Below are 14,642 nucleotides of genomic sequence, written 5' to 3' on the forward strand. Positions count from 1 at the left end.
GGACGACCCGGGCGGCGTAGTGCCCGGAGCGCGGCCGCCGCGGTCCGGCTCCGACCTGCGGCCGAGGGCGGCGGGAGCCCGGGTCGGGGTTCCGGGGGCACGGGGGGCACCGGGCCCGAGGTCGGCCGGGTCACCCGGGCGGGGGTACGGACGGGCCGCGTCCCGACCGGCGAAGTAGCGTGATGTGCCTGGACCGGACTTTTCGCACCGGTTCGTTCGCATCTGTCCGTCCCCGGTGACCGGGAAGCCCGCAGGCCCCCGGAACACCGCCCGTCCGCAGCTCGACCCGCTGCCGGAGGTGGCCCATGGGCGTTCCCGCCGCCCGCATCGTGTTCGACGAGAACGACCGCGCGGCCGTCGCGGAGGCGGTGAGCGAGATGCTCGCCACCGGCGCACTCACCCTCGGCCCCTGGACCGAACGGTTCGAGCAGTCGTTCGCCGCCGAGCACGGCGCCACGCACGCGGTCGCCGTCGCCAGCGGCACCGCCGCACTGGAGATCGTCCTGCGCGGCCTCGACGTCCGCGGCCGCGACGTGGTCGTCCCCGCCGTCACCTTCTACGCGACCGCCGGTGCGGTCCTGCACGCAGGCGGCCGGCCGGTCCTCGCCGACGTCGACCCGGCCACCCTCGCGCTCGGCCCGGACACCCTGGAGGCCGCCCTCACCCCGGACACCGCCGCCGTGGTGCTGGTCCACATCGGCGGACTGATCACCCCCGAGGTCGACGCGCTGCGCGCGATCTGCGACGCCCGGGGCATCCCGCTGGTCGAGGACGCCGCGCACGCGCACGGCAGCAGCTACCTCGGGCGGGCCGCCGGCACCTTCGGCACGGCCGGAGCCTTCTCCTTCTACCCGACCAAGGTCACCACCAGCGGCGAGGGCGGCATGATCCTCACCGAGTCCGCCGAACTGCGCGACGAGGCCCGGATCCACCGCGACCAGGGCAAGGGCTCCTTCACCACCAACCACCACGTGCGGCTCGGCGCGTCGTGGCGGATGAGCGAGCCCAACGCCGCCATCGGCACCGTCCACCTGCGCCGGCTCAAGGAGTTCGTGGAGACCAGGCGCCGGGTCGCCCAGCGCTACGACGCCGCGCTCGGCGCGCTGGACGGCCTGACCCCCGTCCTCGAACCGGCCGGCTCCCGCGGCAACTACTACAAGTACGTCGCCCTGCTGCCGCCCGGCACCGACCGCGCGGCGTTCAAGCGGGCCGTCGCCGAGGAGTACGACGTCCGGCTGTCCGGCGAGGTCTACGACCTGCCGCTGCACCTGCAGCCGGTGCTCGCCCCGTACCGGCGGGCGGCGCTGCCGGTCGCCGAGGACGTCTGCGCCCGGCAGATCTGCCTGCCGGTGCACTCCGACATGACCGAGGACGAGACCGAGCTGGTGATCGAGGCGGTGTCCGCCGTCCATCGCCGCTTCACGGGCTGACGGACCTCACGGGCCGACGGACCGCGCCGGTCGCGGGAACCGTCGGGCGCAGTCGGCCGGGAGCACCCGGCCGGGAGCAGTCAGTCGGGAGCAGTCAGTCGACAGAGAGACAGGAGAGAACCGTGCGGATAGCGGTCACCGGAGGATGCGGCTTCATCGGCTCACACGTCGTCGACCGGCTGCTCGCCGCCGGGCACGAGGTGCTCGCGGTGGACTCCACCGACAAGTACCTCAACCCCGACGCCGACCACGCGCGGATCGACATCCTCGACCTGCCCGCCCTCACCGCCGCCCTGGACGGCTGCGAGGTGGTCTTCCACCTGGCCGCGCAGGCCGACGTCGAGCGGGTCGCCGCCGACCCGGTCGGCGCCGTGCGGGCCAACATCGACGGGACCGAGGCGGTGCTCGAGGCCGCCCGTCGCAACGACCTCAGCCGGACCGTCCTGGCCAGCACCGTCTGGGTGTACGGGGCCGCCCTCGGCGAGGCCGGCATGGAGGACGAGGAGCAGGAGCTCGACGAGCACGTGCCGATCGAGCTCGAGCACAGCGGGCACCTCTACGTCGCCACCAAACTGGCCGCCGAGATGCTCGTGCACAGCTACCGCCAGCTGTACGGGCGGCACTTCACCATCCTGCGGTACGGCATCCCGTACGGGCCGCGGATGCGCGACGAGCTGGTCGTCGCCCGGTTCGTGCAGGCCGCGCTCGACGGGCGGCCGATCACCATCGCGGGCGACGGGCGGCAGAGCCGCAACTTCGTCTACGTCGAGGACCTCGCCGACGCGCACGTCCGCGCCCTCTCCCCCGCCGCCGAGGACCAGACCTTCGCGCTGGAGGGCTCCACCGCCGTCTCGGTCCGCGACATCGCCGACACCGTGGACCGGCTGCTCGGACCGGTCAGCATCGAACACATCGAGGCCCGCACCGCCGACTACGCCGGGCGCCGGATCTCCGCCGCGCAGGCCAAGCGGCTGCTCGGCTGGTCCCCGCACACCAACTTCACCGACGGCGTGCGGCGGTACGCCGACTGGTACCGCTCCGAGGCCGCGCCCGCGGCCGGCCCCCGCCAGGGCGCCTGAACCGGGGCCGGGCGGTGCCGCACGCGCTGCTGGTCTCCGGATCGCTCGGCCAGGGCCACGACGTGATGGCCCGGGCCTGCGCCGACTCCCTGGAGGCACGCGGCTGGACCACCGCCACGGTCGACGCGATGGCCCTGCTCGGGCAGCACGCGGGCAACGCCGGGGAGGCCGTTTTCCGGCGGCTGCTCGACCTGCCCGGCGTCTACGACGCGTTCCACTTCTCCGCCCTGCGCCCCGGCGCCCGGATCGCCCTGCTCGCCGACGCGGCGGCCCGGCGGCGGCTGGTACCCGCCGTCCGGGCGCTGCTCGCCGAGCAGCGCCCGGAACTGGTGGTCTCGGTCTTCGCGACCGCCACCTCCGCCGTCAACCGGCTGCGCGGCGACCCGCCGGCCTTCCGGCACCTGGTGCTCTGCACCGACGTCACCCCGCACCGGCTCTGGGTGCAGGACGGCACCGACCTGTTCCTGGTCACCTCCGAGGTCGCCGCCTGCGGCGTCCGCCGCTACCGCCCGGACGCGCCGGTGGCCGTCCTGCCCGCACCGCTGCGCGCGCCGTTCTACCGGCCGCCCTCCCGCGCCGAGGCGCGGGCGGAGCTGGGCGTGCCGCCGGACGCGCGCTGCGTGCTGCTGATGTCCGGCGCCTGGGGCCTCGGTCCGCTCGCCCGTACCGCCGCCGAACTCGCCGACGCCGGACCGCACGTGCTCGCGGTGGCCGGCAGCAACGCCGAACTCGAACGCCGCCTGCGCCACGCCGCCACCCACCGGCCCCGGCTGCACCCCTACGGCTGGACCGACCGGGTACCCGCCCTGATGTCCGCCGCCGACCTCGTCGTCACCAGCTCCGGCGACACCTGCAGCGAGGCCCGCGCCCTCGGCCGGCGCCTCCTCCTCCTGGACGTCGTCCAGGGCCACGGCCGCGACAACCTCCAGCACGAACTGGAGCTGGGCCACGCCGATGTCGTCTCCGCCCGCCCCGCCGAGGTCGTCCGCTCCGCCCTCGCCGCCCTCACCCGCCCCGAACCACCCCCCTCCCCCGGCGCCACCCCGGACGGCTGGCGCACCGGCTTCGCCGCGGCCCTGGAACAAGTCGGCCTGGCCTGACAAGCCACCTGACAGGGCCCGGTTACAGCGGTTCCTGGTTGACCCCACCCAGAGGATCCCGACAGCGCACCGCGGGCCGCGTCGTGTCTGGCACTGTTGGAACTCCTCCCCCCAGGCGCCCGCATGACAGGTCGTCATCACTGAACGGGAGGCCCGGCTATGGCATTTCCTGCCCGAGAGACGCGGCCCCCGGACCCGCTTCGGGGAATTCCGTGGTCACGGAGCGGGCCGAGGGTGATCCCCCGGGCGCGGCAGTGGGCGGCGAGCAGGGGGAGGGCGGCGAGGGTGGCGCGCCAGGAGTCGGGGGCGGAGGTGCAGTCGGAGTCGTGCAGGAGGAGGGTGGCGCCGCCGGTGAGGTGGGGGCGGGCGGTGGCGAGTACGGAGGGGCCGGTGGCGCCCGGCTCCCAGTCCCGGCCCCAGGCCGTCCACAGCACCGTGCGCAGGCCGAGGCGGCGGGCGGCCAGCGCCTGGCCGGCGGTCAGGACGCCGTAGGGCGGGCGGTACCAGAGCGGGGGCGTGCCGGTGAGGGCGGTCACGGCCTCGGTGGCGCGGCGCAGTTCGCGCAGGTCGCGGGCCGGGGCGGGGTAGTACTGGCGGCTGTGGTGCCAGCCGTGGACGGCGACCTCGTGACCCCGGGCGACGAGCTCGCGGCCGAGGTCCGGGGAGCGTTCGAGCATCGCGCCGAGGAGGAAGAAGGTGGCGCGGAGGCCGAGGGTGTCGAGGGCATCCAGGATCGGCGGGGTGCCGCGCGGGTCGGGGCCGTCGTCGAAGGTGAGGGCGAGGTGCCCCGGGACGGTGCCCCGGCCGGCGGTGCGGCGGGCCAGCAGGCGCTTGACGGGCGGCAGTCGGACGGCGGCCGGGGCGAGGTGGAGCAGTTCGACGCCGGCGGCGGCGCCGAGCAGGAGGCCAGTGCCCCTCCGGACCCTCACCCGAACCGGGCCGCCATCCGCCGGAAGAAGCCCGGGGCGGCGCCGTGGATCCGGGCCGGGAGGTCCAGCCAGTGCGGCAGGAAGGCGCGGTCGCGGTCGGTGGTGATCGCCGCGTGGACGAGGTCGGCGACCGCCTCGGCGGAGACGGGGCGGGGGCGTTCGCGCTGGTAGTCGGTGCCGCGGGTGGCGAAGAAGGGGGTCGCCACCGCCCCCGGGAGGATCAGCCGGACACCGACGCCGGTGCCGCGCAGCTCGTACCAGAGGCTCTCGGCGAACATGGTCAGCCCGGCCTTGGTGGCGGCGTAGGCGGCCTCCTCCCGGACGCCGACCTGGCCGGCCATCGAGCCGAGCAGCACGATCCGGCCCCGGTCGCGCTCCAGCATGGCGGGCAGGAGCAGCCTGGCCAGCCGGAGCGGGGCGGCGAGGTTGACCTCCAGCATCCGGTCCAGGGTGTCGGTGGGGGTCTGCGCGAAGGGGCCGCGCCAGCCGAGACCGGCGCTGGCGATCAGGGCGTCCACCCGGCCGGCGGCGGCGAGGGCGGCTTCGGCCAGGCGCTGGGCGCCGTCGGGTTTGGCGAGGTCCGCGGGGAGCGGGCGGCCTCCGGTGCGCGCGGCGACGGCGTCGAGGCGGGCCTGGTCGGTACCGGAGAGCAGCAGCCGCCAGCCGGCGGCGGCGAGCCGTTCGGCGGTGGCGGCGCCGATGCCGGAGGAGGCTCCGGTGACGAGGGCGATCGGCGGGTTGTCGGCGGGGCACCGCCGGGCCCCCCGGGAGCGTGGACGGGCGTCTTCGGTGCCGTCCGTGCTGTCCGTGGCGTCCGTGGTCATGGCACCTGCCGCTCTGTGCGCGTCTCGCCGTCCGATTTGTCCGGCAAATCACCTTTGCATGGCGGAGCCGTTCGGGCGACCGGGGTGACGTCCGGGCCGGTCGCCGTCCGGACCGGACGGCGGGGACGACGAGGACGACGAGGACGGCGAGGAGGACGGGGACGACGGGGCCGAGGGGGACGGCGCGGACGGGACCAGCTCGGACTCCACCTCGCCGAACCGGGACAGTACGAAGGTGCCGCCGACCGCCACCACGAACCCGGTCAGCGCGCACCAGGCGTAACCGGACCTGGCGGTGTCACCGAGCGCCACCACCCCGACCAGCGCCGGGCCGAAGGTCTCCGAGACGGTCCCGGCGGCGGTCACCGCCGTCACCGTGCCGCGCTGGAGCGCCAGCGCGTAGGCGAGGTACCCGCCGAGGCCGCCCAGGGCCAGCCCGTAGGCAGCCGGGTCGGTGAACACGTCCAGCGGCCCGGAGACGTCGAGGACCCGGACCGCGAGGCTGGTGACCCCGAAGCCGACCCCCGCCAGCAGGCCGAGGCCGACCGCCGCCGCGTTCCCGCTGCGGCGGGCGAGGACGAACGTGAGCAGCAGCATCAGCACGGTGGCGGCGAGCAGCGCCCAGTGGAACGCGGCCGAGGCGTGGTCCCGGCCCGCGTGCCCGGAGCCGAGGGCCAGCAGGGTCAGGCCGGCCACCACGGCGGCGATGCCCAGCAGGTCGGCGCGGTGCAGCCGGGCCCCGAGCAGCCGGGCGGCGGCGAGCGCGGTGACGGCCAGGCTGGCGTTGGTGACGGCCTGGACCAGGAACAGCGGCAGGGTGCGCAGGGCGACGACGCTCAGCGCGAAGCCCGCGATGTCGAGGCCGGTGCCGAGCAGGAACCGCCAGGACCGGAGCAGGGCGGCGAGCAGGCCGACGCGTACCCGGTCCGCGTGCGGCGCCTCCCGCGCGCCGCCCGCCTGGAACACCGAGCCGAAGCCGAAGCAGACGGTGGCGACCAGGGCGGTGGTGAGTCCGAGCAGCATGGCCCTCCCGGCGTCCGGGGCACCCCGGGGGCCGGGGTCCGTCCCCAGTCTCCGCCGGGCCCGGCCGAGCCGCAGCGGGGAGGCCCGGGGCCGGGCGGGGTCAGCCCTCGGCCGGGCGAAGGGCGGGGTCAGCCCTCGGCCGGGCGGCCCGCGGCGGCGAGCGCGCCGTCGGCCGGACGGCCCGCGGCGAGGGCGAGCACGCCGTTGGCCAGCGGCAGCGCGACGAACAGGGCGATCGCGCCGACCGGCCCGGTCCCGGCGGCGTCCGGCAGCACGCGGTCCGCCACCATCGCGACCCCGACGGCCACCACACCGAGGACGGCCAGGCCGGACAGCAGCCCGCGCAGCCGACGCGGCGGACGTTCACGGTCGTACTCGACCGCGACCCCCACGGCGCCGAGGGCACCGAGGGCCCAGGGCAGGTCGCGCAGCCACTGCTCACCCAGCAGCAGCCACACCGCCAGGGCCAGCAGGCAGGCGAACAGCAGCCCCACGACCTCGGCCACCACCGTCGCCGCCACCATGTCCCGGACGTGCATCCGCCTCCCCCTCCGCTCGCCCCACCGGGAGGCTACCCGGGAAGGAGCGCGTACGGTACAGGGCCGAACGCGCCGCGTGAGCGGGTGCAGGCGTTCCCCGGGAGGACCGGGGCGGGCCCCGGCGGGCCGCTACCCGGCCGGCGCCGCCTCCGCGCGGCCCGAACCCTCCACGTGGGCGGGGAGGGTCGGCCAGGTGAGCGGCGGCAGCGGGCCGGGGTGGTGGTGGACGGCGTAGTGGTGCGGGGCCATCGCGGTCTCGTGGCCGGGGAGGGTGGCGACGACCGCGCGGTGCACCTCGGCCGGAGCGAGGTCCTGCTCGGTGGTGGCGACCCGCGCGGTGAGCCGGCCGTCCTCGCACCCGAGGTCGACCGCCGTCGCCCGCGTGCCGAGGGCGTCGGCGACCAGGGCGCGGACGGCCTCGAGGTCGATCCAGTCGGCGCCGATCCGCCGCCAGTCGCCGGTGCGGGTGGCGGGGTTCAGGCCGCTGAGGGCGGCCAGCCCGGAGAGCGGCAGCGGTCCCGCCGCCGCGGCCGCGAGTACGGCGGGGACGGCGCGGGCGAAGCGCTCGGTGTCGGCGCGCTCGAACACCTGGGGGCAGGCCAGCAGGGCGAACTCCAGACTGCCGGCGGTCCGCAGGATGTTGAGCATCAGGCGCACCGGCAGCGGCTGGTCCGGCAGCCACAGCACCTCGGGGTCGGCGGTCGCGGCGGGGCGGGCCTCGGAGAGGGTCTCGGGGATGGCGAGGCTGAGGTCGTTGACGACGATCTGCCGGGCGAAGCGGGCGCCGCGCCGCTCCGCGACGTCCTCCACCAGTTGCCAGACCTTGTCCGCGTTGAGCGTGCTGTGCCAGTAGCCGGTGAAGGAGGCGACCTTGGTACGGCCGATCAGGGCGTCCAGGTCGTCGTCCGCGGCAAGGGGACCGACCTCGAGGGCGATCAGGGCGTCCTGGGCCAGGGTGCCGATGTGGTCGGCGAGGGCGGAGCGCTGGCGGTTCGCCGACAGGGCCGAGATCACCAGGTCGGTGCGGGCCGCGCGGTGTGCGGCGAGGGCGGCGAAGACGGCCAGCAGCACGGCCGAGGGGCCGGCGGCGGTGCGGCGGCAGACCGCTTCGAGGTCGGCGGCGGCGGTCCGGGAGCGCAGCAGCAGGGCAGCCGTGCCCTCGGACGGGCCGGGGGTCATGCCGTCGACGGAGAAGGAGCTCGACGGCCCGGTGGTGAGGACGCTCTCCCAGTGCTTGAGCGCGGCCGCGGTCTTGCGGCGCCCCTGGGGGCTCTGCTCCAGGGCGGCCAGTTCCAGCGGGGTGCGGGAGGCGGCGGGCGGCAGCCGCACCCCGGTGGCGAGGGCGAGCCAGTCCCGGATGAGCAGGGTGACGGCGACGCCGTCGACCCCGGCGTGGCAGCCCACCACGACCAGCCGGCGCACGAGTTGTCCGTCGGTGAGCAGCGTGAAGCGCAGCCGCGGGGCAGCGGTGAGGTCGAAGGGCAGGGCGACGTCGGTCCGGCCCGTCTCGTCGGCGAGGGCGTCGATCCCGGCACCCTCGCGGTCGCCGACGGGGACCAGGGCGACGGTGAACTCGCCCTCGGTGCGCACCTCCTGGCGTTCGGGGAAGCCGTCCGGGCCGGGGCCGGGCGGGAAGGCGGTGCGCAGCGACTCGTGCCGTTCCAGCAGTGCGCGCAGGGCGTCGACGGCGGTGGCGACGGTGGTGCCCTCGGGGACGGGCCAGACCGACTCGCGGTTGATCTGTTCGGGCCGGTCGCGCCCGATGCAGCGGAGCATGTTGTCCTGGCCGAGGGTGAGCGGGCCGGAGCCGCCGCCCACGCCGTGGAAGCGGGCCGTGATCAGGCCCTCGGTCTCGGTCACGTCGTGCGTCATCACGTCGATCGCGCCCTTCGGTTCGCAGGTCTGGGCGAGGTGCGGTCGGGACGCTACCAGCGGGCCGATCATGTGGTCCAGACCAGAAACCTGGGATACCGGCGGGGCACGCAAATTTCTGATGTTTCGTCAAGTACCTGTCAGAACAGGGGAGTTGGCCGGAGACCAGATCCTGGCGCGGACGCTGCACGGGTCGGCGCCGACGGCGGCCACCGCGGCCCGGAACCGGCCGGGCGCGGGTACGTCCTCGATCCGGCAGGGGCCGGCGCCGAGCGTTCCGGGATCGGCGAGCAGCAGCGGCGACGGCCCGTCCAGCGGCAGCCCGAAGCCCTGGACCAGCCGCCCGCCGTAAGCCTTGACGCACGCCTCGCGGCGGCACCAGAGCACGGTGAAGCGCCCGGCCGGGTCCGGGTCGGCGGCGACCGACTCGGCCTCGGCGGGCGGGAACCAGCGCCGGGTCATCCGCAGCGCGACCCGCACGTCCCGGACCTCCTCGACGTCCACCCCGACGGCGCGCCCCTCGGTGAGGGCGACGGCCGCCAGCGCGCCGGAGGCGGAGTGGTTGACGGCGAGCCCGTCGATCCCGGGCTTGCCGTGCGGGCCGTAGTGCCAAGCCAGCCGCGCGGGGTCGCGGCCGAGCCGGGCACCGGCGAGCAGGCGCACCGCGCCGTGGGCGACGGTGAAGCGCCGCCCGAAGCGCCGGTCCGGACCGTCCGCGCGGGCGCGTTCGGCCGGGTCGAGCAGACCGTACAGGGCGCGGACCACCGGCTCGGGCTGGTCGGTGGGGATCAGCCACACGTCGACCAGGTCGGCGCGGAGCACCGGGACGACCGGAGCACCGGCAGTACCGGAAGCACCGCAAGCACTGGAACCACCGGGAACGACCGGAGCACCGGGAACGACGAAGTGCGCAGGAGCAGTGGGACCGGTACCGGCCGGGGCCGCACCGGAACCGGTCACGACGGCGGACCCGCGCGCAGGGTCAGGGTGGAGAGCACGCCGAGCCTCGGGTCGAGGTCGGCCAGCAGCACGGGTCGCCGCTCGGACCGCCAGCCGGGCAACCGGTCGGCGAGCACCGACCAGAGTCCGGTGAACGGCTGGCCGGCGGGGGTGCGGACGACGTCCGGACCGGGCACCTCCAGCCCGGCGGCGAGCAGCACGACGGCCTCCTCCCCCAGCTCCTTCGCCTGCCGGCGGACCTCCTCGGCGGCCGACTCGGCCGTCGCACCACTGTCCTGACGAATCGTCAACTCCTCGCCGGGCAAGGTCTCGCAGACCAGGACGACGGCGCAGTGGCGGTCCGGCAGCGTGACCGGTTCGGGCGGCAGATGGTGCAGGGTGGTCTGCTCGGCGAGGACGACCACCGCACGCCGGGCGACGCCGGTCCGCTGGTACGCGAGCGCGGCGCGCAGCGCGGCGAACGCCCCGGCGGTGCCCTGGTCGCAGAGCGCGAGCGCGGTGGGCGTTCCCGCGCAGGAGCGGCTGAGCGCGAGCGAGGTGGGTGCGCCGGGCCGGACGTCCGGCGAGTCGAAGGCCTGGATCAGCACGTCCGCCGGTTCGTCCGGCCCGAGCGCCTCGGCGAGCAGGCCGGCGGCCAGTTCCTCGTACGCGTGTCCGGCCCCTTCGGCCAGCAGGTCCTCGCGCAGCGGCAGGCCGTAGGGGCGGACCAGGTCGGTGACGAAGACCCGGAGGTCGGGGTCGAGGGAGAGTTCGGAGCGGCCGTCGGCGTACCGCGTCAGCACCCGGGTGAGACCCGGGGCGGCGGACACCGGTCAGTCCTCGGCGATGATGTGCGCGGCGACGTAGTCGGCCAGGTTGGTGACCGAGCGCAGGTCGTCCTCGGTGATCTGCTCGACGTCGACCTGGATGTCGAGCGCCTCCTCGACCTCGAGGATCAGCTCGATGGTGCCGGCCGAGGTGAGGCCGAGGTCGTCGAAGAGGCAGGCGTTCTCGGGGATCTCGAACGGGTCCCGCTTCAGGACGCGCGGGATCAGCTCGCCGAGGCTGTGCAGGATCCGGACGCGCAGCTCGGCGTCGGTGGTCTGGACCACTTGGTCGGACATGGATGGGACCGTCCCGTCGTGCGTGGTGGAGTGGGGCGGAGCGGCCGGAGGGCCGGCGCCCGGGGGAAGAGGACAAGGACCGGGGGAGGACGGACCGACGGCGGGTCGGTCGTCCGGCCTCAGTGCTCGACGACCATGGCGGAGAAGGTCGCTCCGATACCGGCGGCCGCGACGAGGTAGCGGTCGCCCCGCTCGAGCAGCCCCCGCGTGGTGGCGGTGTGCAGGTTGATGAGGCCGTCCGCAGCGAAACTGTGCCCCACCGACGTCACGTTGTCCAGCACCACCTTCCCGATCGGGAAGCCGATCCGGCGCGCGATCGTGCGCCAGGACGCCTGGTTGACGTTGTGCGGGAGCACCAGCGCCAGCTCGGAGAGGTCCAGACCTGCCTGGTCGAGGGCGGCCTCGATCGCCTCGACCATCACGTCCGGGTACTCCCGCTGGTAGCGGGCGAGCAGATCCGGGTCCTCGGCCAGCCGGCCGTCGTACTCGGGCCGCTGGCGCACCGCGTAGGACAGCACCCGGTCGTGCTCGCCGTCGGCGCTGACCAGACAGGCGGCCGCGCCCTCGGCGAAGATCCCGGTCTCGGGCACCACCTGGGCGTCCTTGGTGAAGGTCTTCTCCCCCGTGAGCAGCAGGGCCAGCGCCCGCGGATCGCCCTCACCGGCGAGCAGGCGCCCGGCCAGGTCGACGGCCAGCAGGCCGACGGCGCAGGCATGGTGGGTCACGGTGAAGGCCTGGGCGTGGCCCAGGCCGTAGCGCGGGAGCAGGTCGTGCAGGGGGTTGAGCGGGTACGGCACGGCCACCGGCATGCTGCGCGCGTGGATCACGAAACGGACGTCCCGTTCGCGTCCGCGCAGCTCCGGAAGGGCGTCGACGGCGGCGCCGAGCAGGTCGGACAGCCTCCCGTCCGGGTCCAGCCGCAGCTGGTCCAGGCCGTGGAAGCGGCGGAAGAGTCGAAGTTGACGTGGGGTCAGGCCCAGACGCTCGCCCACTGCCTCGATGGGCACGATGTGGTGGGGGAGGTGGACGGCCACTGCCTCCAGTGCGGTCACGCGGGCTAGTATTCCCACGCCCGACGGGTCCGCACAAGTGATCTCGGGCGGTTGCGGCACACAGTCCGCACAGCTCACCCCACGGAACGCGCAGGCCGAGCGCCGCCGTCCCCCGCCCCCGCGTCGTCGAGCCGGTGGAGTCCCAGATGAACGATCGTGAACGTCCCGTCCCCGTACCGCCGGTCCGTCCGGCCCTGGTCGCACTGCTGGTGGAGGCCGCACAGGCGCCGCCAGGCTGGGCCGCCGGTGTGACCGGGCAGTCCCGGCTGGACGGGGACCTGCTGCTCGACGAGACCGAGCTCGCCGCACTGCACGAGGGTCTGCGCCGGAGCTTCGGCCCCTCGGTGGACCTCGCCGCGCTGCGGGCCGGACTGGACCTGGCGGCGCTGGAGGCCCTCACCGTCGCCGACGTCGAGCGGCTGCTGCCCGCGGAGGACGCCCGATGAGCCGCTTCCTGCTGGTGGTCCCGCCGTTGACCGGACACGTCAATCCGACCGTGGGCCTGGCCCGGGAACTGGTGGCGCGCGGCCACGAGGTGGCCTGGACCGGCACCGAGTCGGCGCTGCGGCCGCTGCTCGGGCCGGACGCGACCGTGTTCGGCACCGGCACCCGGGCGTTCCGGGCCCAGGGCGGACACGGGCTGGCCGCCGTCCGCTCGCTGTGGGAGGGCTTCATCGTCCCGTACGCGCGGTTCACCACCAAGGCGCTGGACGCGGCGGTGCGGGAGTACCGGCCGGACGCGCTGCTGGTGGACCAGCACACCCCGGCCGGGGCGCTGGTGGCGCACCGGCACCGGCTGCCCTGGGGCACGCTGGCGCCGGGGGCGATGGAGCTGGGGCGGCCGTTCCGGGGACTGCCGCTGCTGGAGGAGTGGATGACCGGCCTGCTCCAGGGCCTGTGGCGGCGGGCCGGACTGCCCGAGGAGGAGTACGTCGACCCGCGCTTCTCCCCCGCGCTGGTGCTCGCCTTCACCGGTCCGGCGCTGACCGGCCCCGAGCCCGTTGCCCCGCACTGTGCGGCCGTCGGACCGGTGCTGACGGACCGGCCGGCCGATCCGGCCTTCCCCTGGGAGCGGCTGCTGCCCGAACGGCGCCGCGTCCTGGTCACCATGGGCACTCTGTCCGGCGAGCTCGGCGCGGACTTCCTGGCCCGGGCGGTGCGGGCACTCGAGCTGTGCGGGCCGGACGTGCAGCCGGTGTTCGCGGCGCCCGACGGGCTGCTGCCGGAACTGCCCGGCCACGCGGTGGCGGTGGACCGGGCACCGGTGCTGGAACTGATGCGGCGCGGGGCGCTGGACGCCGTGCTGTGCCACGGCGGGATGAACACCGTCGGCGAGGCCCTGGTGCACGGACTTCCGCTGGTCACGGCACCGATCCGGCACGACCAGCCGTTCGTCGCGGCGCAGGTGGCGGCCGCCGGGGCGGGTCTGCGGGTACCGTTCGCCCGGGTGACGCCGGATCACCTGGCGGCGGCCCTGCGGAGCGTGCTGGAGGAGCCCGGGTACCGGTCGGCGGCCGCCCGGGTCGGGGCGGGACTGCTCGCCGGCGGCGGGGCCGCGGCGGCCGCCGACCGGGTGGAGGCACTGGTCACACCGGGTGCCCCTCGGGCCAATCCATTGGTCTAGGCCATTGTTTCCGGGGTGCCGGAACCCCTAGGGTGGCCCGCAGCACCACTTCCCAGGTGTCCCGCGCGCCGCCTTCCGGCGCCCCGGCAACCCCACCCCGCACGGGAGTTCTGGTTGATCGAGACCAAGGGGCTCAGCAAGTCCTACCCCTCCAAGAAACGCGGCCAGCCCCCCGTGGACGCCGTCCGAGGCATCGACCTGGACGTCGCTCCGGGTGAGATCTTCGGCTTCCTCGGCCCCAACGGCGCCGGGAAGACCACCACCCTGCGGATGCTCGCCACCCTGATCCGCCCCGACGGCGGCGAGGCCCGGATCGCCGGGGCCGACCTGTTCGCCGATCCCGCCGAGGTCCGCCGCCGGATCGGCTACGTCGCCCAGGGCGGCGGCACCACCGACGCCGTCACCGCGCGCGAGGAACTCGTGATGCAGGCGCGGATGCACGGCACCGGCAAGGCCGAGGCGGTCCGCCGCGCCGGCGAGGCACTCGAGGCCTTCGAACTCACCGAGTTCGCCGACCGGCCGTGCCGCACCTACTCCGGCGGCCAGCGCCGCCGGGTGGACATCGCGCTCGGTGTCATCCACTCGCCCAAGGTGCTGTTCCTGGACGAGCCCACGGTGGGCCTCGACCCGGCCAGCCGGGGCCACGTCTGGACCGAGATCCGGCGGCTGCGCGACGAGGGCATGACCGTCGTCGTCACCACGCACTACCTCGACGAGGCCGACGCGCTCTGCGACCGGGTCTCCATCGTCGACCACGGCGGCATCGTCGCCGAGGGCACACCGGAGACGCTCAAGCGCGAGATATCCGGTGACGTCGTCCTCGTCGGCCTCGACACCGGTGAGGCCGAGCGCGCCGCCAAGGCCCTGCGCGAGCAGCCCGGCCTGCCGGAACTGCACCGGCTGGAACTGCGCGGCGAGGACGGTCTGCGGCTCTACCTGGACGACGGCGCGGCCGCCGTCCCGCACCTGCTGCGCGCCCTCGACGGGGCGGGTGTCACCACCGGCACGGTCCAGCTGCAGCGCCCGAGCCTGGACGACGTGTTCCTGGCCCGCACGGGCCGCTCCATCGACCAGTCCTGACCCTCACCTCCGAACCCCGAGGAGGGG

Annotated in this window: 15 protein-coding genes; 6 read left to right on the forward strand and 9 right to left on the reverse strand. The window is 75.4% G+C overall.

The features are described 5' to 3' along the window. Positions 1-305 precede the first annotated feature (305 nt). The 3 genes from BLU95_RS05020 (at position 306) to BLU95_RS05030 (ending at position 3,609) form a co-directional block, all read left to right on the forward strand. Positions 306-1,430 carry a DegT/DnrJ/EryC1/StrS family aminotransferase gene (locus BLU95_RS05020; protein ID WP_093858888.1) on the forward strand — a complete coding sequence of 375 codons (1,125 nt, stop codon included), beginning with the start codon at positions 306-308 and terminating at the stop codon, positions 1,428-1,430. Between the two features lie 122 nt (positions 1,431-1,552). Beyond that, on the forward strand, positions 1,553-2,509 hold the full coding sequence (locus tag BLU95_RS05025; RefSeq protein WP_093858889.1) for an NAD-dependent epimerase/dehydratase family protein: 957 nt from the start codon (positions 1,553-1,555) through the stop codon (positions 2,507-2,509). 14 nt (positions 2,510-2,523) lie between these two features. Beyond that, positions 2,524-3,609, forward strand: a complete 1,086-nt coding sequence (locus BLU95_RS05030; RefSeq protein ID WP_093858890.1) for an MGDG synthase family glycosyltransferase — start codon at positions 2,524-2,526, stop codon at positions 3,607-3,609. Between the two features lie 137 nt (positions 3,610-3,746). On the opposite strand, the gene BLU95_RS05035 is transcribed toward BLU95_RS05030, so the two are convergent. From BLU95_RS05035 to BLU95_RS05070, 9 genes are all read right to left on the reverse strand, one after another. After that, positions 3,747-4,538, reverse strand: coding sequence for a polysaccharide deacetylase family protein (locus BLU95_RS05035; RefSeq protein ID WP_093858891.1), 792 nt, complete (start codon positions 4,536-4,538; stop codon positions 3,747-3,749). Beyond that, entirely contained in the window at positions 4,535-5,362 is an 828-nt protein-coding gene (locus BLU95_RS05040; protein WP_173862005.1) for an SDR family NAD(P)-dependent oxidoreductase, read from the reverse strand. The genes BLU95_RS05035 and BLU95_RS05040 overlap by 4 nt, the downstream gene beginning before the upstream one ends. A 48-nt stretch (positions 5,363-5,410) precedes the next feature. Then, positions 5,411-6,385 (reverse strand): DMT family transporter, encoded by a 975-nt coding sequence (locus BLU95_RS05045; RefSeq protein WP_197698718.1) that lies wholly within the window; start codon positions 6,383-6,385, stop codon positions 5,411-5,413. A gap of 128 nt (positions 6,386-6,513) precedes the next feature. Beyond that, positions 6,514-6,924, reverse strand: coding sequence for a hypothetical protein (locus tag BLU95_RS42125; protein ID WP_093858892.1), 411 nt, complete (start codon positions 6,922-6,924; stop codon positions 6,514-6,516). 129 nt (positions 6,925-7,053) lie between these two features. Continuing rightward, positions 7,054-8,868 (reverse strand): condensation domain-containing protein, encoded by a 1,815-nt coding sequence (locus BLU95_RS05055; RefSeq protein ID WP_093858893.1) that lies wholly within the window; start codon positions 8,866-8,868, stop codon positions 7,054-7,056. Between the two features lie 57 nt (positions 8,869-8,925). Then, a complete protein-coding gene (locus tag BLU95_RS42130) occupies positions 8,926-9,618 on the reverse strand; it encodes a 4'-phosphopantetheinyl transferase family protein (RefSeq protein ID WP_159424778.1) in 693 nt (230 codons plus the stop codon). Positions 9,619-9,752: 134 nt separating this feature from the next. Continuing rightward, the gene (locus BLU95_RS42135; RefSeq protein ID WP_159424779.1) at positions 9,753-10,565 is read right to left on the reverse strand and encodes a 2-hydroxy-acid oxidase; all 813 of its coding nucleotides are present in this window, start codon (positions 10,563-10,565) and stop codon (positions 9,753-9,755) included. Between the two features lie 3 nt (positions 10,566-10,568). Beyond that, positions 10,569-10,859 carry an acyl carrier protein gene (locus BLU95_RS05065; RefSeq protein ID WP_093858894.1) on the reverse strand — a complete coding sequence of 97 codons (291 nt, stop codon included), beginning with the start codon at positions 10,857-10,859 and terminating at the stop codon, positions 10,569-10,571. A 119-nt stretch (positions 10,860-10,978) separates the two neighbouring features. Then, the gene (locus BLU95_RS05070) at positions 10,979-11,911 is read right to left on the reverse strand and encodes a 3-oxoacyl-[acyl-carrier-protein] synthase III C-terminal domain-containing protein (protein ID WP_093858895.1); all 933 of its coding nucleotides are present in this window, start codon (positions 11,909-11,911) and stop codon (positions 10,979-10,981) included. Positions 11,912-12,057: 146 nt separating this feature from the next. Here BLU95_RS05070 and BLU95_RS05075 point away from each other — a divergent pair, with 146 nt between their 5' ends. From BLU95_RS05075 to BLU95_RS05085, 3 genes are all read left to right on the forward strand, one after another. Then, on the forward strand, positions 12,058-12,357 hold the full coding sequence (locus BLU95_RS05075; RefSeq protein ID WP_093858896.1) for a hypothetical protein: 300 nt from the start codon (positions 12,058-12,060) through the stop codon (positions 12,355-12,357). Beyond that, a complete protein-coding gene (locus tag BLU95_RS05080) occupies positions 12,354-13,535 on the forward strand; it encodes a glycosyltransferase (RefSeq protein ID WP_093858897.1) in 1,182 nt (393 codons plus the stop codon). The genes BLU95_RS05075 and BLU95_RS05080 overlap by 4 nt, the downstream gene beginning before the upstream one ends. Positions 13,536-13,649: 114 nt before the next feature. Beyond that, positions 13,650-14,615: an ATP-binding cassette domain-containing protein gene (locus BLU95_RS05085; RefSeq protein ID WP_093858898.1), complete on the forward strand. Its 966-nt coding sequence runs from the start codon at positions 13,650-13,652 to the stop codon at positions 14,613-14,615. Positions 14,616-14,642: the final 27 nt, after the last annotated feature.

The organism is Streptomyces sp. TLI_053 (assembly GCF_900105395.1).
GTDB lineage: Bacteria > Actinomycetota > Actinomycetes > Streptomycetales > Streptomycetaceae > Kitasatospora.